The sequence below is a fragment of the Streptomyces sp. NPDC037389 genome (assembly GCF_040636475.1).
GTDB classification, from domain to species: domain Bacteria; phylum Actinomycetota; class Actinomycetes; order Streptomycetales; family Streptomycetaceae; genus Streptomyces; species Streptomyces hesseae.
This window is the reverse complement of sequence record NZ_JBEZUS010000004.1, coordinates 344,083-361,088: the sequence shown is the minus strand read 5'-3', so window position 1 is coordinate 361,088 and position 17,006 is coordinate 344,083. Positions and strand designations below refer to the sequence as shown.

General features: G+C 73.9%; 14 protein-coding genes and 1 pseudogene. 10 read left to right on the top strand and 5 right to left on the bottom strand.

All coding sequences use genetic code 11. The annotated features are described in order from the left end of the window. The first annotated feature begins 31 nt into the window (after positions 1-31). Together AB0E98_RS11260 and AB0E98_RS11255 are read left to right on the top strand one after the other, a co-directional pair. A pseudogene (locus AB0E98_RS11260) lies at positions 32-646 on the top strand (ATP-binding protein). Positions 647-1,004: 358 nt separating this feature from the next. Continuing rightward, positions 1,005-1,973: a DUF5926 family protein gene (locus tag AB0E98_RS11255; RefSeq protein ID WP_361701226.1), complete on the top strand. Its 969-nt coding sequence runs from the start codon at positions 1,005-1,007 to the stop codon at positions 1,971-1,973. A gap of 631 nt (positions 1,974-2,604) precedes the next feature. On the opposite strand, the gene AB0E98_RS11250 is transcribed toward AB0E98_RS11255, so the two are convergent. Together AB0E98_RS11250 and AB0E98_RS11245 are read right to left on the bottom strand one after the other, a co-directional pair. Then, positions 2,605-3,363, bottom strand: a complete 759-nt coding sequence (locus tag AB0E98_RS11250) for a hypothetical protein (protein WP_361701224.1) — start codon at positions 3,361-3,363, stop codon at positions 2,605-2,607. 388 nt (positions 3,364-3,751) lie between these two features. Then, positions 3,752-4,489 carry a bifunctional DNA primase/polymerase gene (locus AB0E98_RS11245; RefSeq protein ID WP_361701222.1) on the bottom strand — a complete coding sequence of 246 codons (738 nt, stop codon included), beginning with the start codon at positions 4,487-4,489 and terminating at the stop codon, positions 3,752-3,754. A gap of 777 nt (positions 4,490-5,266) precedes the next feature. Between AB0E98_RS11245 and AB0E98_RS11240 the strand changes: the two genes are divergently transcribed. Both AB0E98_RS11240 and AB0E98_RS11235 read left to right on the top strand, forming a co-directional pair. Beyond that, positions 5,267-6,778 (top strand): PP2C family protein-serine/threonine phosphatase, encoded by a 1,512-nt coding sequence (locus AB0E98_RS11240; protein ID WP_361701220.1) that lies wholly within the window; start codon positions 5,267-5,269, stop codon positions 6,776-6,778. A 75-nt stretch (positions 6,779-6,853) separates the two neighbouring features. Further along, complete coding sequence (locus tag AB0E98_RS11235; RefSeq protein ID WP_361701218.1) at positions 6,854-8,311, top strand: aminopeptidase P family protein; 1,458 nt, start codon at positions 6,854-6,856, stop codon at positions 8,309-8,311. A gap of 89 nt (positions 8,312-8,400) precedes the next feature. Here the strand turns inward: AB0E98_RS11235 and dmpI are convergent, their stop codons facing one another. From dmpI to AB0E98_RS11220, 3 genes are all read right to left on the bottom strand, one after another. Beyond that, positions 8,401-8,583 carry a 4-oxalocrotonate tautomerase DmpI gene (dmpI, locus tag AB0E98_RS11230; RefSeq protein ID WP_358215953.1) on the bottom strand — a complete coding sequence of 61 codons (183 nt, stop codon included), beginning with the start codon at positions 8,581-8,583 and terminating at the stop codon, positions 8,401-8,403. A 114-nt stretch (positions 8,584-8,697) separates the two neighbouring features. Continuing rightward, positions 8,698-9,588, bottom strand: coding sequence for a LysR substrate-binding domain-containing protein (locus AB0E98_RS11225; protein ID WP_361701216.1), 891 nt, complete (start codon positions 9,586-9,588; stop codon positions 8,698-8,700). A gap of 228 nt (positions 9,589-9,816) precedes the next feature. Then, a complete protein-coding gene (locus AB0E98_RS11220; protein WP_361701215.1) occupies positions 9,817-10,296 on the bottom strand; it encodes an ATP-binding protein in 480 nt (159 codons plus the stop codon). A 217-nt stretch (positions 10,297-10,513) separates the two neighbouring features. Between AB0E98_RS11220 and AB0E98_RS11215 the strand changes: the two genes are divergently transcribed. The 6 genes from AB0E98_RS11215 to efeB all read left to right on the top strand — a co-directional run bounded on the left by AB0E98_RS11215 (position 10,514) and on the right by efeB (position 16,952). Then, positions 10,514-11,308, top strand: a complete 795-nt coding sequence (locus AB0E98_RS11215) for a hypothetical protein (protein ID WP_361701213.1) — start codon at positions 10,514-10,516, stop codon at positions 11,306-11,308. A 112-nt stretch (positions 11,309-11,420) separates the two neighbouring features. Further along, positions 11,421-12,185, top strand: coding sequence for a YcnI family protein (locus tag AB0E98_RS11210; protein WP_361701212.1), 765 nt, complete (start codon positions 11,421-11,423; stop codon positions 12,183-12,185). 88 nt (positions 12,186-12,273) lie between these two features. Next, the gene (locus AB0E98_RS11205; RefSeq protein WP_361701211.1) at positions 12,274-12,927 is read left to right on the top strand and encodes an SCO family protein; all 654 of its coding nucleotides are present in this window, start codon (positions 12,274-12,276) and stop codon (positions 12,925-12,927) included. Continuing rightward, on the top strand, positions 12,927-13,424 hold the full coding sequence (locus AB0E98_RS11200; RefSeq protein WP_361701209.1) for a copper chaperone PCu(A)C: 498 nt from the start codon (positions 12,927-12,929) through the stop codon (positions 13,422-13,424). Before AB0E98_RS11205 ends, AB0E98_RS11200 begins: the two co-directional genes overlap by 1 nt. A 7-nt stretch (positions 13,425-13,431) precedes the next feature. Continuing rightward, complete coding sequence (locus AB0E98_RS11195) at positions 13,432-15,459, top strand: FixH family protein (RefSeq protein WP_361701207.1); 2,028 nt, start codon at positions 13,432-13,434, stop codon at positions 15,457-15,459. Next, complete coding sequence (gene efeB / locus AB0E98_RS11190) at positions 15,459-16,952, top strand: iron uptake transporter deferrochelatase/peroxidase subunit (RefSeq protein ID WP_361701205.1); 1,494 nt, start codon at positions 15,459-15,461, stop codon at positions 16,950-16,952. Before AB0E98_RS11195 ends, efeB begins: the two co-directional genes overlap by 1 nt. The last annotated feature ends 54 nt before the right edge of the window (positions 16,953-17,006 follow it).

Below are 17,006 nucleotides of genomic sequence, written 5' to 3'. Positions count from 1 at the left end.
GGCGCGTTCGGTACGTATTCGGCCGTCGCGAGTGCCCCACCGGGCGGAGGTTGGCCGGTTTCCGGTCCAGTCCATTGGGGCATCCATCCCCTGACGTGGGGCAAAGGAGGTCTCGGGGGTGGCGTTGGTGGTGGCACAGGAGGTGCCCACGTCGTCGATCATGGCCGTACCCCATGGTCCAGCCGGTGTGGGCGAGGCAAGACACCGGATGCGCAAGGAATTGCGCTCCGGCGGGGTACCGGATTCGGTCATCGACGACGCGGTACTGATCCTTTCCGAGCTGCTCAGCAACGCGTACCGCCATGGGCGCCCGCTGAGCCGTGAGAACGGCGACCGGGGCCCGGACGACCCCGGCCTCGTCCGGGCCGCCTGGCGGGTCGACGGGCGCGGCAGGCTCACGGTCGAGGTGACCGACGGCGGCGGGCCGACCCGTCCCTTTCCGGCCACTCCCTCGGTCACCGCGCGCGGCGGCCGCGGCCTGAACATCATCAACGCGCTCTCCCAGGACTGGGGCGTCCGTGACGCCACCGGTGAGGTGACGGTCTGGGCGGCGCTCTCCGCGCGCGCCGGTTTCGCTACGCGCGTCGATCCCGACATGAGCGTCCTGAGCTTCCCCGGCCTCGCCGACTTCGACGATCTGGCCTAGGACCGCACCTGGTCGACCCGGCCGTGCGCTTGGCGTGTCGACGCGCGTAGACACATATCGCGCGGACACCTGTGCCGACAGGGGCCGGCGGGCGGTGGCGGCTGTCCCCACGTGTCGCCTCCCGCCCCGGCCCGCCCTCCCGCCGCGCGACGGACGCGGCACGGCCACCCCCGCGTACGCGCCCGCCCGCGCGACCTCTCCCGCGCGCCCGGCCGTGCCGTCACAGCCGGGCGCTAGGCTCGCGCCCGCAGGTAAACGGCCTGCCTCGGAAATCGAGAAATCGACCGGCCCCGGGCCCGCGCCACACTTCCCCGCGGGACGGACGGGCCGGACGCACCGATCGGGAGACACCCACACCATGGCCAAGAAGCGCCGCCCCCAGACCAAGGCCGCCCAGCCGCACGCCGGTGACGTGGTGGTCCCCGTCGTCGGCGCCCGCGAGCCCTGCCCCTGCGGCTCGGGCCGCCGCTACAAGGCCTGCCACGGCCGCGCCGCCACGCACGCCGCCGTCGAGCTGGTGCAGCGGCCCTTCGAGGGGCTGCCCGGCGAGGCCGACTGGGTCGCCCTGCGCGAGCTGGTGCCCGCCGCGACGGTGGAGCTGAAGCTGAAGGACGGGCTGCCGGAGGGCGTGCCGTCGGTGACCCTGGCGACGGTGCTGCCGATGGCCTGGCCCGCCCTGCGCCGCGACAACGGCGCCGTTCTGCTGGGCCTCCAGAACGACACCGCGACCGGCGACCTCAGCCGCGACCTGGCCGACACCCTGCTGCGCGCCCTGGAGGCCGAGCCGGGCACCCCGGTCGCGGCCGAGCGGACCGGCGCCGAGGGGCCGCGCCTCCAGGACCTGCTGGACCCGGCCGCCCCCTTCGAGCCCGTCGTCCACACGGGCTTCGAGTTCTGGGTGGAGGACGCGGAGAACGCCACCGGTGAGGTCGCCGCCTCCCTGGAGCGGGCCAACGCCGCCGCGATCCCGACCGTCCGGCTCTCCGGCGTCGGCTCCGCCTACTGGTGCGAGACGCCGGAGAAGAACCACCTGCGCTGGGCGATGACCGAGCCGGAGGAGCGGCTGCTCGACGCCCTCGCCCGCCTCCACGCGGCCGGCACGAGCTCGCTCGGCGAGGGCACCCGCCTCGTCGGCTCCTTCCGCGCGCACGGGCTGATCGTGCCGGTGTGGGACCTGCCGACCGCGATGCGCGCGGAGGACGTGCAGAAGCCCGCGGAGGCCTTCGCGGAGCGGCTGGCGGCGGCGCTGGCGGACGAGACCCCGCTGACGGCCGACGAGCGCCGCGCCCGCGGCGGCCTCACGAGCCGTCAGGTCACCCTGAACTGAGGCCGGCTGGATGGCGATCACGTGGAACTCCCGTGATCGTCATCCGGACAGGCCCCGGCACCCACCCGGAATCGGCCGCACCGTCGAACAGGGCCGGATGGGGCACTTCCGGCACCCCGGAACGGTAAACGACCGGTCAAGCCGCGTGACTCCTGTCACAACTCCCGCTGTCAGACCGGAAATCGGCGTCCGGAAATCCACGATCGAATTTGCGAACCGCAGATCTCTTGTTACCGTTCTAGGAGCCCGGTCGCTGGTGCATCCCCCGTCGCCAGCGACCGGGCGTTTCCATGCCTGGGCATCGATGGGACGCCGATCGGATGCTGATCGGACACACGTCCGGCACCTCCCCGGCGCCCCTCCACCCGGCCCCGGACCCGCTCCCGGCCCTCCGCCGGCATCCACGCGGCACTCCCCGCCACCGGCCCGGCCCCTGAACAGCCGCCCAAGGCCCCGGCCGCCCACCCCGTACGTCATGGGCGCGGCAGCGCGCGTACGGGCTCACAGCCGGCTCAGGGGGCGCCCACAGCGACCTGCCGCGAGCCCGGGGCGCTCCGCTAAACCTCAGGGCGAACACCCTCGTACGCGCCCTCGTACGCACCCTCATACGCGCCCGGTGCGCGAGCCCGCGCTAACCCTCCTCGGGCGCCGAAGAGTTGCTCCCGGAGCGGAGGAGGAGCTTCCCATCCGTCGAAGCGATCTCCGAGACCGCCGCATACGAGCCATGTCCGCGCACGGTCCGTTCGTGCGGGGTCTCGCACATGTCCGGATCATCGGTTGCGGCGAGGTCGCAGTTCACCTGCACGGTCCGGCCGTCGGGGGCCATCAGCGTCAGCACGCCGACCAGGGGCGCGCCCGTCGCGTTGCGGTAGTACGTACGGGCCCAGGTGTCCCGGTCCCGCTCAAGGACGCAGGTCTGGGCCTCCACGCCCTCCGGCGAACCGAGTTCGGGACCGCACCGGGTGGCGCCCGCGAGACCGGTGCCCAGGGCCGGAGCCGACGGGTCCGCGGGGTCGCTCGCATCGGTGGCGCCCTGCCCGAGGGGGCCGTGCGCGGTTCCCGGCGCACCGAATCCGGCCGGGCGGGGACCGCCCGCCGCGCCCCGGGCCCCGGCCCGCGCGGCGTCACCGCTGCCGCGTTCCCGGCCGGCGCCCTTTCCGGATCCCGCCCCGGATCCCGCCCCGGAATCCATCCCGGAACCGGCTCCGGAATCCGCTCCGGAATCCGGCTTCGTCCGGGCCCTCTCCCGGCCCGCCACCCCCGCCGGGCCCGCCGCGGCGACGGCCAGCGGCAGCACCACCGCCAGCACCACCGCGCTCGCGAGCGCGATCATCCGGAAATTCGCCGCGCGCTGCCCGGCCGTGCCGGGAACACTGGACGCACCCACCATGGGACCACCTGCAACTCTCCACGGGCGCTCGAGCGCGCGACCGCGGGACACGGAACGGATTGCGCGGCGCGGGACGCCTCAAGGGCCCCGCACCGATGACCCCGGTACGGACCCGCGCGAACCCTCGCCCCGCCGGGCCGACGGCGCCCTTGCCACGGCGCCCGGCACGACCCGGATCCCGAACATACGGGCACGACCCGGCTCTTCGGGGCCTCGCGCGGCCGTTTCCTGCGGTTCTCTCCCCGGCTTACACCCGGAAGAGTGAGAGCCAGGAGTGAGAGCGAGGAGTGCGAGCGCGTGCGTCTCCCGTCCGTACGCGCTCCTGTGGCCGGCCAGGCCCCGCCGGGCCGCCGGGCCCGGGTGTGCCCGGGTGTGCCCCGGGACGGGCTCAGTGCGCGAGCCGGGTGCCGCCGCCCTGGCTGCCGGTGGCGCCGACGGTCTGCTCGACCAGGACGTCGATGACCGTGGCCACGTCGGGCAGCCAGGGCCGGGCCAGACCGTCGAGCCGCCGCTTGGAAGCGGAGCGTCCGCCTCGCCCGGCGGTGGCGCCCGCCGGCCTCGGGGCCCGCTCCCAGCGCACCCTGCCCGCGCCCGTGGGCGAGGGCGGCAGCACGGCGTAGCCGCCCTCGCCGTGGAAGCGCAGCGCCCCGGGGACCCAGTCCTGGCTGTGGAGGAGTTCACCGAGGACTTCGAGGGAGTAGGGGGCGACCAGCAGGGACCAGCGGGTGGGGGTGGCCACCACCGGGCCGAGCCGGACGCCCGCCCGGTCGAACGCGGCCAGCGCGCGGGCACCGGCCACCGCCGGGAGGCTCACCGCGCAGGGTGCCCGGCCGCCGGTGGCGAGGACCACGGGCGCCTCCGGGCGGTTGGTCCACCACCAGCGGACCATCCTGGCGTCGTCGGTGGCCGCCAGCAGACCCGGGTCGAAGGGGTGGGCGCCGGGGACCGCGCAGTCGGGGTCGGGGCAGCCGCACTCGCGGACGCGGCCGATGCCGGGCCGCAGGCCGATGCCGGGGAGCACTGGCCACTGCCATTCCGTCGCGTAGGTCAGGGCCGCGGTGAGTACGGCGGACCGGCCGGCCCGCCGGAGGGAGAGCTTGCGTCGCCTTCCGAGGATCTCGCGCATGAGCGCTCGTTCCTTTCCGTGAACGCCGAAGGTGGGCCCTTGCCGTCGGCAGGGGCCGTACTGCACGTACATGACGCTGGGCGGTGCTGCTGGAACTGCGGGAATTGCGCGTAGCCCCCGCGAATCGAGGGGACTACATGGCACTACGGGCACTGCTCGGCGCGGACCGCGCCGCGCCGTGGCTCCGGGACCGGCACACCACGTGGATCAAAGTCACTGCGCGTACGACGCAGCGCATCACGCCGAGGGGCGAGCGTGAAACCTGGCGGGGGGTGGCGCGCGTATGGCGCTTCGTGCTGAGCCGGTGCGCCCCTCGCCTGCGGCATGGGTTGCCCCACGCCGCTCGGGGATGGGCGTGGCCGTTGACCGATAAGACGCTCGGGCCCGCCGCCGGGTTGCGGGGCGGCCCCAACTGCCGCTGCCCTTCTCCGAGTACGTACCCACCGCGGTGGATGTGACGCGCTGCTGGAGCGATGCCAGTCGATCGCAATTCCAGGGCCACGGCACTATTTTCCGGCCAAACTTCAGGGGACTTCGAGGGGCGCGGAAGCCTCATCAGACACCATGAATCCCACTGGTCCAATGCTGGACATCCCCTTGCCCGGGCGTGTACATGTGGAGCACTGATAGCGCGCAACACGACAGGGGGTTTGCGGTGCTATTGCGTGGAACACCCAGGCCAACCCACTGGTCGTACGGGCCCGGCGGGCCACCCCGGGCCGGCTCCCGGACAGGTCCCGGCGGCGGCCGGGCACGCCCCCGCCCGGGCGGATCGCCATGACCTCCCCCCACCCGCCGAAAGTGGCCGGAATCAATCCACCGGTCCCCGCTCCCGCGCACACTTCGGCCCCTGCGGTTCCCACTCCCCCCACCGCGCCCGAGCCGTCCTCCCCCACTTCGGGTGCCCCCTTCCAGGACCGTCTCGCCGGCTGGGTCTCCGACCTGACCACGCTCCACGAGCTGACCGAGCGGCTCAGCCGCACCGCCGACCTGGACGCCGCCCTGCGCGAGCTGCTGCGCGCCGGGGCCTCCCTGGTGGGCGCCGGACGCGGCCTCGTCACCCTCCACCCCGACTCCGGCACCGGCCACCCGGTCACCGTCGGCCTGGGCCTCGGCCACGCCGACATCGGCCACATCGAGACCATCCCGCCGGCCCACGACCCACGGGCCCCCGGCCCGTTCACCGGCCCGTTCGCCGGCCCGCACACCGGCCCGTACGTACGGCTCCTCGACGACCTCCCGCCCGAGGGCGACCGGAGCGGCAGGGTCCATCCCGACATCCCGGGCGAGGACGACCTCGACCCCCGCCACCGCGAGGTCGCCGCCCGCCTCGGCTACGCCGCCAGCTACGCCCTCCCCCTGGAGTCGGCGGCGGGGCCGTCCGGCCCGGACGCGGACACGCCGCCCGGCGCGGGCCGCATCGGCGCGGCCGTATGGCTCTACGACGAGCCCGCCGAGCCCAGCGAGCGCCAGCGCCACCTGGCCGGGCTCTACTGCGGCTACGCCACCGAGCACCTGGCCCGGCTCATCGAACTGACCGGCGCCCGCGACACCGTGGCCACCCTCCGCGAGGAACTGCTGCCCAGCAGGCTCCCCCGGGTCCCCGGCATCCGCCTCGCCGTCCGCCACCGCACCGGGCCCCGGGGCGGCGGGAACTGGTTCGACGCGCTGCCGCTGCCCGAGGGCGCGCTGGCGCTCGCCATCGGCGGGATCACCGATTCCGGCCCGGGGGCGATCGCCGCGACGGGCCGGCTGCGGGCCTCCCTGCGCGCGTACGCCGTGATGGAGGGCGAGGATCCGGTCGCCGTCCTCTCCGACCTGGAGCTGCTGCTCAGACTGACCGAGCCCACCCGCACGGCGACGGCCCTCTTCGCCTACTGCGAGCCCCCCGGGACCCTCCCGGGCGAGGGCCGGGGCCGGAAGGTCGTCGTCGCCGGGGCGGGCCACTGCTCACCGCTGATCGTCGGCCCCGGCAGGGTCGAGTACGTGGAGACCTCCCTGTCGGCCCCGCTCGGCATGCTGGCCTGCTGGGAGGCGCCCAGCGTGGAAATCGAACCGGAACCCGGAGAAACGCTCCTCTTCTACAGCGACGGCCTGCTCCACCGCACCGGCGACAGCATGGACCGGGCCTTCGCCCGGCTGCGCTCGGCGGCGGCGACCGTGCCCCGGTCCGACCGGCGCGACCCGGAGGCCATCGCGGACCACGTGCTGCGCACGGTCCTGCCGGAGGACGGCGACCCGGCGGACCCGGCGGAGGACGTCGTCCTTCTGGTGGCCCACTTCGAGTGACGGTCCGCACAACCTTCTCGAGGGCATTCCCCCACACATACGATGGAAAGCGGCCCCGTTCGAGGAGGAAAGCCAGTGACCGAGCAGCCCGCACCCGAAAACCCTGAAGGTGACGAGCCGATCAAGCAGCGGAAGAACGGCCTCTACCCCGCCGTCTCCGCCGAGCTCACCGACAATATGAAGTCCGGCTGGGCCGACACCGAGCTCCACGATCTGCGGCCTATACCCCAGGCCGCCGAGACCGCGCGACGCCGTGCCGAGCTCTCGGCCCGCTTCCCGGGCGAGCGTCTGGTGATCCCGGCGGGCAATCTGAAGACCCGCTCGAACGACACCGAGTACGCCTTCCGCGCCTCGACCGAGTACGTGTACCTCACCGGCAACCAGACCCAGGACGGCGTCCTCGTCCTGGAGCCCACCGGCGAGCAGGGCCACGAGGCGACGATCCACCTCCTGCCCCGCTCCGACCGCGAGAACGGCGAGTTCTGGCTGGACGGCCAGGGCGAGCTCTGGGTCGGCCGCCGCCACAGCCTGACCGAGGCCGAGCGGCTGCTGGGCGTGCCCGCCGACGACGTCCGCGAGCTGACCGGCACCCTCGCCGGGGCCACCGGCCCGGTCCGGGTCGTCCGCGGCCACGACGCCGGCGTCGAGACGGCCCTCACCGACAAGGTCACCGCCGAGCGCGACGAGGAGCTGCGCGTCTTCATCAGCGAGCAGCGCCTGGTGAAGGACGGCTTCGAGATAGCCGAGCTCCAGAAGGCCGTCGACTCCACCGTCCGCGGCTTCGAGGACGTCGTGAAGGTCCTCGACAAGGCCGAGGCCACCAGCGAGCGCTACATCGAAGGAACGTTCTTCCTGCGCGCCCGCGTCGAAGGCAACGACATCGGCTACGGCTCCATCTGCGCCGCCGGCCCGCACGCCACCACCCTCCACTGGGTGCGCAACGACGGCCCGGTCCGCTCCGGCGACCTGCTGCTGCTCGACGCCGGCGTGGAGACGCACAGCCTCTACACCGCCGACGTCACCCGTACGCTGCCGATCAACGGCGCGTACACCGGGCTCCAGCGCAAGATCTACGACGCGGTGTACGAGGCCCAGGAGGCCGGCATCGCGGCGGTGAAGCCGGGCGCCAAGTACCGCGACTTCCACGACGCCGCCCAGCGCGTCCTCGCCGAGAAGCTCGTCGAGTGGGGCCTGGTCGAGGGCCCGGTCGAGCGCGTCCTGGAGCTCGGCCTCCAGCGCCGCTGGACCCTCCACGGCACCGGCCACATGCTCGGCCTGGACGTCCACGACTGCGCGGTCGCCCGCACGGAGACCTACGTCGACGGCGTCCTGGAGCCCGGGATGGTGCTGACCGTGGAGCCCGGCCTGTACTTCCAGGCCGACGACCTGACCGTGCCCGAGGAGTACCGGGGCATCGGAGTCCGCATCGAGGACGACATCCTCGTCACCGAGGACGGCAACCGGAACCTCTCCGCCGCCCTGCCGCGCACGTCCGCCGACGTCGAGGCCTGGATGGCCGGCCTGAAGGGCTGAGCCGGATCCGGATCCGGAACGACCGAAGAGCCGCGGCCTCCCCCGAGGGGCCGCGGCTCTTTCGTGTACCGCGTGTATCGCGTGTATCGCTACTTGTCGGCGGTCAGCACCCCGGCCTGGCCCCAGCTCTCCGCCGGGGTCTCCTGGATCCACACCTGCACGGCCTCGGCGGGGATCTGGTAGGCGTCGACGAACGCGTCGGTGATGCGCTGGACCAGATCGCGCTTGAGCTCGATGGAGCGGGGGCCCTGCTGGACGGTCACGACGGGCATGGGGTGCCTCCTCGAATCACGGTGGTTCCCGGCGGTTCCGGGTCGTTCACCGGCGTGGGAACAGTCCATCGCGCGGCCGTCCGCCGAACCAGGAGCACTCGGAGCCCGCAGCGATCACGAATCGTGATCGTCGGCGCCGGAGCACGCCTCCAGCAGAACGTCGAGGCAGGGGGGCGGGGCGGCCGGGTGCACCGCGAGCGCCGCCGGGAGGGCCAGGCCCCGGCCGCGGACGGGCAGGAAGACCACCCTGCCGGTGCGCAGCTGCCGCGCGTGCGACGCGTAGATCACGGTCCACAGGGGCGTGGCGGCCCCGATGGCGGCGAGGGTGTCCTGGAGGGAGCCCACCGGTCCGGGCACCGGAGTGAACCCGGCGTCCTGGCATGCGGAGACGACGAGGTCGACCAGGGGCGGGTTGCTGCGCCGGTCGGTGAGGCGCAGGGGCAGCGCGGCCAGGTCGGCGAGGTCGACGTCGGTCGCTGCGGCGAGGGGGTGCCGCGCGGGCAGGGCGACGACGAGCTGGTCCTGCCACACGGGTATCAGCCGGACGCCGGGGTGTTCCTCGGCGCCCCGGACGAACGCGGCGTCGAGGGTGCCCGTGGCGACCTGTTCCAGCCGGCTCCGCGCGGGTGCCGACACCAGCTCCACGGCCAGCCGGGGCGCGAGCCGGCCCAGGGCCTCCAGCACCCGGTCCAGATGGTCGCCGAGCCCGGCGCTGGTGCCCAGGCGGAGGGTGGCGGCGCGGGCCTCGCCGAGGCCTGCGGCCACGGTCCGGGCGCGCTCGGCGGCGGCGAGCACGGCCCGTGCCTCGGGCAGGAAGCGTTCGCCCGCGGCGGTGAGGCGTACGTGGCGCGGTGACCGGTCGAGGAACTCGGCGCCCAGCTCGCGCTCCAGGCGGCGGACCTGCTGGCTCACGGCGGACTGCACGATGTGGAGCCGCTCGGCCGCCCGGCCGAAGTGCAGCTCCTCGGCCACGGTGACGAAGTAGCGGAGCTGACGCAGTTCCATCGGCGCACGACCAGCCTCTCCTGAGGTCGGACGCCGGACCGCCTCCCGTCGAGGCCGTGGTCAGGCCCGGATGAGCACCGGCGTCCGTAGGGAGGACCTGACGCCGATGATCTTGCCCGACGCCTTGAGGCCTTGAGGATCCCGGCGCCTTGATGCCTTGGGAGGCCTTGTGGCCCCGGAAGGCCCTGAGGCCTTGTGGCCCCGGAAGGCCCTGAGGCCTTGTGGCCTTCAGGACGCCTTCAGGAGGGCCGCGGCGGCGGGGCCGCCTTCCCGCCACTTGAGGATCTTGTCGAAGCTGACGACCGCCCCGGCCCGGCCCGGACGGTTGCGGACGCGGACGTGGTCGGTGAGGGACGCGATCAGGAAAAGACCCCGGCCGTGCTCGTCATGGACGGCGGCCGGGGTCCTGGTGTGCGCGCGGGCCGGGTGGCGGCGCGGATAACGGGGGCGTTCGGCGAATCCGGGGCCGGAATCGGTCACCTCGATGCGACAGGTGTCGCCGTCGATGAGGGCCGTCACGCGATAGCCGGTGGAGGCGTCACCGCCGTGCTCGACGGCGTTCGCACACGCCTCGCTGAGCGCCACGGCCAGGTCGTACGAGGTCTCGGGGTCGACACCGGCCGTCTCCATGGCACCGATCAGCAACCGTCGGGCGAGCGGAACGCTCGCGGCCTCGCGCCGCAAGTGGAGTGACCACCAAATGCTCATGCTCAGCCTCCTGGCCGCGGCTCGACATACCGTTACCTATAGCCACGAGGCGCGCCGCATAAGCCTGTCGGTTGTGTGAGACCGCTCATTCGGCCGACGCGCCACGCGGGCGGGGGCGTGTATGGGACGGGGCGGTGGTGGACGCCTGTGGCACGGGGGACGAGCCGGACACCCTGCCGTAGGGATTCCGTGAGGCCGGTGGGATGATGGCGCGGTCATGCCTCTCCCCGTCGCGCGCGCCGGCGCCGATCTGCGACTGATCCGGGCCGCGGTGTTCACCGCGGTCTGCGTCGTGCTGTCCGCGGGCGGGCATGTGCTGGCGTCCTGCGCGGAGGTGCCGCTGTGGACCCTGGTCGCGGCGGGCGCGGCGGTCTTCGCCGTGGCCGTGCCGCTGGCCGGTCGGGAGCGCTCGCTGCCGGGCATCGCGGCCGCGCTGGCCGTGGGCCAGCTCGCGCTGCACTCGCTCTTCGCGCTCGGGCAGCACGGGGGGCGGGGCGCGGACGCCGCGGCCGCCCACCGGGCGGGCGCCGACGGCCACTTGATCGACTTCGCGGGGCAGCTGCTCTGCGACCAGCGGCCGATGTCCGCCGACCGGGCCCGTGAAGTGATCACGGGTGCCGGGCTCGACCCGGCCCTCCACGTCCCCGGCGCGCCCGCGCCGAGCGGTGGTGGCGGCGCCGGTTCGTTCGTACACGCCCTGCTGCCCTCCCCGGCCATGGTGCTGGGCCACCTCCTCGCGGCCCTGGCCCTGGGCTGGCTGCTGCGGCGCGGCGAGGCCGCGCTGTGGCGTCTGGTGCGGCTGTCGGCCGGGTCGGCGCGCGGTGTCGTGGAGTCCGCGCTGGTCCGGGCGCTGGCCGTCGCGCTGCTGCCGTTCGTCCGGGCACTGGGCGCGGAGCCGCTCACGGTGCCCCGGTGGCGGGCGGCCGTGCGGGACGAGCGTCCGGCGCGGGAGGCCGAGTGGCGGCACGTCGTGATCAGGCGGGGGCCGCCGCGCCTCGCCCTCGCGGCCTGACGACACGACGCATCGCTTTCCACCACCCGGCAGGGCGGGGAAGGGTGTTTCGCGCTGTCACCGCATGCGCGCCATCCCCTTCCGTTCGCTCCTGCCAGTGGAGAGTTTTCCCATGACCTCGTCGACCTCGTCCCGTCGTCTCCGTGCCGCCCGTGCCTCCCTCGTCGCCGGTGTCACCGCCGGTGGCGTGCTGCTGTTCGCCGGGCCCGCCTTCGCGCACGTGAGCGTGCAGCCCGGTACCGCCGAGAAGGGCGGTTACAGCACCATCGCCCTCAAGGTGCCCAACGAGAAGGACAACGCCTCGACGGTGAAGCTGGAGCTCACCCTCGACCCCAAGCACCCGCTGGTCTCGGTGATGCCGCAGGCCGTCCCGGGGTGGGACGTGAAGGTCGAGAAGACCAAGCTCGACAAGCCGGTGCAGATGCACGGCAAGTCGATCGACGAGGCCGTCAGCAAGGTCACCTGGACCGGCGGCAAGATCGAGCCCGGTCAGTTCCAGCAGTTCCCGCTGTCCGTCGGCCAGCTGCCGACCGACGCCGACGAGCTGGTCTTCAAGGCGCTCCAGACCTACTCCGACGACGACGTCGTCCGCTGGATCGACCCCTCCAAGCCGGGCGGCGAGGAGCCCGAGCACCCGGCTCCCGTCCTCAAGCTCGTCGCGAAGGGCGCCGCCGGCGCGGGTGGCGGTCACCACGACGACGCCAAGGGCGACAAGGACGCGAAGAGCGACAAGGTGACCGCCACCGCCGAGAAGAAGAGCGACGGCGGCAGCGACAACACCGCCCGCGCCCTCGGCATCGCCGGCATCGTCGTCGGCGTGGTGGGCGCCGCCTTCGGCGTGCTCGCCGGGCGCCGTCGCCGCGACACCGCCGCCTGAGGCCGTACCGCGAGAAGCACGGAAGGCCGGGCCGCGGGGCGTGACGCCCGTGGCCCGGCGACACCGACCACCTCTGGAGAAGCACTCCATGCGCACCAAGATCCTCGGCGCGGTCCTCGCCGCGACCGCCGCACTCACCCTGACGGCGTGCGGCGGCTCGGGTGACGGCGGCGACAAGCCCGCCGCCGATGTCTCCGCCGAGCCGAAGAAGGCCGGGGCGATCGTCCTCGACGCCCCCAAGGCCAAGCCGGACCTGGTCCTGACGGACACGTCCGAGAAGAAGTACGAGCTGGTCAAGGAGACCAAGGGCCGTCCCGTCCTGCTCTACTTCGGCTACACCTACTGTCCCGACGTCTGCTCGACGGTCGTCTCCGACATCGCCGCCGCCGAGAAGAAGCTGCCCAAGGCCGACCAGGAGAAGCTCCAGGTCGTCTTCGTCACCACCGACCCCGAGCGGGACACCCCCAAGCGGATCCGTGAGTGGCTCGACGCCCAGGGCGGCCAGGACATAGTCGGCCTGACCGGCGACTTCGCCACGATCCAGGCGGCCGCCAAGCCGCTGGGCATCCTCGTGGAGCCGGCCAAGAAGGAGAAGGACGGTTCCGTGACCGTCAGCCACGGCGCCGAGGTCGTCGGCTTCTCGCCGAAGGACGACGGCGGCCACTGGATCTACACCGCTTCCACCACGTCCGATCAGTACGCCCAGGATCTCCCGAAGATCGTCAAGGGGGAGAACCCGTGATGCGCCCGAAGAAGATGAACAAGGCCACCGTCGCCACCGCCACCGCCCTGCCGCTCGTCCTCGCCGGCGGGCTGCTGCTGATCACCGGCTGCCAGTCGGAGAAGGACCGCCTGTCGGTCTCCTCCGGCAAGCCCGAACTGTCCGTCAGCGGCGCCTACCTGCCGCAGCCCGCGATGGCCGACATGGCCGCCGCGTACCTCACCGTCGAGAACGACGGCGGCAAGGCCGACCAGCTCGTCGAGGTCACCAGCCCGCTCTCGTCCGACATCACGATGCACACCACCGAGGGCTCGCAGATGAAGCACGCGGCGAAGCTGGAGGTGCCCGCCAAGGGCAAGCTGGCGCTGTCGCGCGGCGGTACGCACCTGATGCTGGGCAAGCTCGACCACAAGCCGCAGGCCGGCGAGAAGATCGAGTTCACCCTGCGCTTCGCCACCTCGGCACCGATCAAGATCCAGGTGCCGGTCGAGAGCGCGTCGTACCGCCCCAAGGACTGACGACGCGATGAGGACCCCGACCGCCGTACGACGCGGGACGTTTCGCGGGGTGTCGCTTCTCGGCACCTTCGTCGCCGCGCTGTTGTGCGTGCTGACCCTCGGCGCGGGCACCGCGTCCGCCCACGCGGCGCTCACCGCCACCGACCCCGCCGACGGGTCGGTGGTGCCCACCGCGCCCGCGCGCGTCACGCTCACCTTCTCCGAGGGGGTGCTGCTCAGCCCCGACTCGGTACGGGTGCTCGACCCGCGCGGCGAACGCGTCGACCAGGGCAGGCCGCAGCACGACGGCGGACGGAACGGGACCGCGACCGTCGCGCTGCGCGCCGGGATCGCCGACGGCACGTACACGGTGGCGTGGCAGGCGGTCTCGGCGGACAGCCACCCGGTGGCCGGGGCCTTCACCTTCTCGGTCGGCGCGCCGTCGAAGACGACCGTGGCCGTCGACTCGGCGGCCACACGCACCGATCCGGCCGTCGCGGCCTTCTACGCGATCGGCCGGTACGCGGCGTACGCGGGCCTCATCCTGCTGGTTGGCGGCTGTGTCTTCGCCGGGGTGTGCCGCGCGTCGCGGGCGGTGCAGCGTGTCGCGGTGAGCGGCTGGATCACGCTGTTCGTCTCGACGGTGGCGCTGTTGCTGCTGCGGGGCGCCTTCACGAGCGGCAAGGGGATGGGGTCCGTCCTCGATCTGTCGCTGCTGGGCGGCGTGTTGTCCACCAAGCCGGGGGCGGCGCTGCTGTCACGTCTGCTGCTGCTGAGCGCGGCGGCGGTGTTCCTGGCGGTGCTGTTCGGCACGTACGCCCCGGGCGGTGCCGGGGACGGTACGCGCACGGACGGTACGCGCACCGGCACGGGCACGGGCACGGGTACCGGTGGGGACCGTACGCTCGGCCGCCGCCGGGACATCGCCTGGGGCCTCGGCGTCGGGGGCACGCTCGTCGCGGGCGGCCTCGCGGCGACCTGGGCGCTGGCCGAACACGCGTCGGCGGGCCTCCAGCCGTGGCTGGCGATGCCGGTGGACGTGGCGCACCTGCTGGGCGTCGCGGTGTGGCTCGGCGGGCTGGCGGCGCTGCTGGCCACACTGTGGTCGGGCGAACGGATCCGGCGGGCGGCGGTCGCGCGCTTCTCCCGGATGGCGTTCGTCTCGGTCTGCGTGCTGGTGGCGACGGGGCTCTACCAGTCCTGGCGGCAGGTCGGCTCGTGGGACGTGCTGACGGGCACCGAGTACGGGCGCTGGCTGCTGGTGAAGGCCGGGCTGGTGGCCGTCATGGTGGGCATCGCGTTCCTCTCCCGCCGCTGGACGGGGCAACTCGTGGACGCGTCCGGGTCGAGGCGGGCGACGGGCCGGAAGAAGCCGACGACCGGCACGGGCGCGAAGCCGACGACCGGCACGGGCGCCGGGTCCGTCACCGGCTCGAAGAACGCGGCCGCCGCCAAGTCCCCTGAGCCGCCGGCAGGCGACCCCGTGCGGGCCGCGCAGCTCGCCCGGCAGCGGGTGGCGCGCGAGAAGGCCGCCGGGCGGCGTGCGCGGGACGCGGACAGCGGCCGTACCGGGCTGCGTCGGTCCGTCCTCGCCGAGGCGGGCGTCGCCGTCGTCGTACTCGCCGTCACCACCGCTCTCACCGGCACCCAGCCCGGCCGGGCCGAGACCGAGCAGCGCCAAGCGGCGGGCCGGACGGCCGCGCCGTCCGCGGCCCGGCCCGCCGAGGTGCGGATCGCCTACGACACGGGCGGCGCGAACGGCCGGGGCACCGCCCGCGTCGCCGTCGACCCCGCCCGTACGGGCGCCAACACCCTCACCGTCACTCTGACGGACCCGTCCGGGCGCCCGGTGGACGTACCGGAGCTGACACTGTCCATGACCGAGAAGGAAAAACAGATCGGTCCCCTGCGGGCCGCGCTGGAGCGTCAGTCCGCCGGACTGTGGAAAGCCAAGGACTTCCGGCTGCCCATGGCCGGCGACTGGCAGCTGTCCCTGACCGTACGGACCTCGGACATCGACCAGGTCACCGAGATCGAGAACGTGAAGATCATCTGATGGCTGACACGACTGACACCACGGCCGGCGGAGTCGCCGGGGACGAGACACGCCCGATCAGCGGCAAGGCGGGCGGCAAGCGCGCCGGGAAGAGCGCCGGGGCCCGCCCCGGCACCGGACCGGGCGGCTCGTCGAAGGGCCGCGCGCGGCCCGACAAGAGCACGCGACCCGACAAGAGCACCGGCAGTCCCGCCAAGGACGGCCCCGTCACCCGGGGCGGGGGCGGCGACGCGGCAGCGAAGGCCGCCGGCCCCGCCGCGCCGGCCGACGGCGTCTCCCGCCGACGGCTGCTGGGCACGGCGGGCGCCGCCGGCGCGGCGGCGCTCATCGTGGGCGGGGTCGCGGGGGCCACCGGGGCCGAGGCGGTGCGCGGCAAGCCCACGCCCCTGTCCGACGTCGGCTCGGGCGTCGTGCCCTTCCACGGCACGCACCAGTCGGGCATCGTCCAGGCCGCGCAGGCGCACGGCCATCTGGTCGCGTTCGACCTCACGGCCGGGACCGACCGCAAGGGCGCGGCCGCGCTGATGCGCCGCTGGTCCGCCGCGGCGGCGGAGATGATGGCCGGCCGGCCGCCCCAGGGCGACGAGCTGGGTGTCGCGCTGGACGCGGGCCCGTCGTCGCTGACGGTCACCTTCGGCTTCGGCCGCACGTTCTTCGACCGCGTCGGGCTGACGGACCGGCGGCCCGACGGGCTGGAGCCCCTGCCCCCCTTCACCGCCGACGCCCTCGACGGCAAGCGGAGCAACGGCGACCTGTGGGTGCAGATCGGCGCCGACGACGCGCTGGTCGCCTTCCACGCCCTGCGGTTGCTCCAGAAGGAGGCGGCGGGCTCGGCCCGGGTGCGCTGGCAGATGACCGGCTTCAACCGCACGCCGGGCGCGACGGCGCAGCCGATGACCGGCCGCAATCTGATGGGCCAGATCGACGGGACGAACAACCCGAAGCCGTCGAGTGCCGACTTCGCCCGGAAGATCTTCGTGCCGGACGACCAGCAGGGCGCCGAGTCCTGGATGGCGGGCGGCTCGTACGCGGTCGTCCGGCGCATCCGGATGCTGCTGGACAGCTGGGACAACCTGTCGCTGGAACGCCAGGAGCGCGTGATCGGCCGCCGCAAGTCCGACGGCTCCCCGCTGTCCGGCGGTACGGAGACCACTCGCGTGGACCTGGACAAGGTCGGCTCGGACGGCGCGCTGGCCGTCCCCGGCGACGCCCACATCCGGGTGGCGGCGCCGGCCAACAACCGCGGCGCGGCGATGCTGCGGCGCGCGTTCTCGTACCACGACGGGTTCCTCGACGACGGCGCCCCGGACGCGGGCCTGCTGTTCATCGCCTGGCAGGCGGACCCGCTGAAGGGCTTCGTCCCGGTCCAGCGGAAGCTGGACCGCGGCGACGGCCTCTCCCGCTTCCTCCGCCACGAGGCCAGCGCCCTCTTCGCCGTCCCGGGCGGCTGCGAAGAGGGAAGCTACGTGGGCCAGCGCCTGCTGGAGGGGTGAGCGTCCGGCTCCGGGGGACGCCCCCGGAGCCGGGATCGGTAGGGTGGACGGCCG

Excerpts from the sequence above, each read along its gene's own strand:
- dmpI (WP_358215953.1), bottom strand. The coding sequence starts at position 8,583 with ATGCCCGTCGTGACCGTCCAGCAGGGCCCCCGCTCCATCGAGCTCAAG.
- AB0E98_RS11215 (WP_361701213.1), top strand. The coding sequence starts at position 10,514 with ATGCCTCTCCCCGTCGCGCGCGCCGGCGCCGATCTGCGACTGATCCGG.
- AB0E98_RS11240 (WP_361701220.1), top strand. The coding sequence starts at position 5,267 with ATGACCTCCCCCCACCCGCCGAAAGTGGCCGGAATCAATCCACCGGTC.
- AB0E98_RS11205 (WP_361701211.1), top strand. The coding sequence starts at position 12,274 with ATGCGCACCAAGATCCTCGGCGCGGTCCTCGCCGCGACCGCCGCACTC.
- AB0E98_RS11195 (WP_361701207.1), top strand. The coding sequence starts at position 13,432 with ATGAGGACCCCGACCGCCGTACGACGCGGGACGTTTCGCGGGGTGTCG.
- AB0E98_RS11210 (WP_361701212.1), top strand. The coding sequence starts at position 11,421 with ATGACCTCGTCGACCTCGTCCCGTCGTCTCCGTGCCGCCCGTGCCTCC.
- efeB (WP_361701205.1), top strand. The coding sequence starts at position 15,459 with ATGGCTGACACGACTGACACCACGGCCGGCGGAGTCGCCGGGGACGAG.
- AB0E98_RS11220 (WP_361701215.1), bottom strand. The coding sequence starts at position 10,296 with ATGAGCATTTGGTGGTCACTCCACTTGCGGCGCGAGGCCGCGAGCGTT.
- AB0E98_RS11200 (WP_361701209.1), top strand. The coding sequence starts at position 12,927 with ATGCGCCCGAAGAAGATGAACAAGGCCACCGTCGCCACCGCCACCGCC.
- AB0E98_RS11225 (WP_361701216.1), bottom strand. The coding sequence starts at position 9,588 with ATGGAACTGCGTCAGCTCCGCTACTTCGTCACCGTGGCCGAGGAGCTG.
- AB0E98_RS11245 (WP_361701222.1), bottom strand. The coding sequence starts at position 4,489 with ATGCGCGAGATCCTCGGAAGGCGACGCAAGCTCTCCCTCCGGCGGGCC.
- AB0E98_RS11250 (WP_361701224.1), bottom strand. The coding sequence starts at position 3,363 with ATGGTGGGTGCGTCCAGTGTTCCCGGCACGGCCGGGCAGCGCGCGGCG.
- AB0E98_RS11255 (WP_361701226.1), top strand. The coding sequence starts at position 1,005 with ATGGCCAAGAAGCGCCGCCCCCAGACCAAGGCCGCCCAGCCGCACGCC.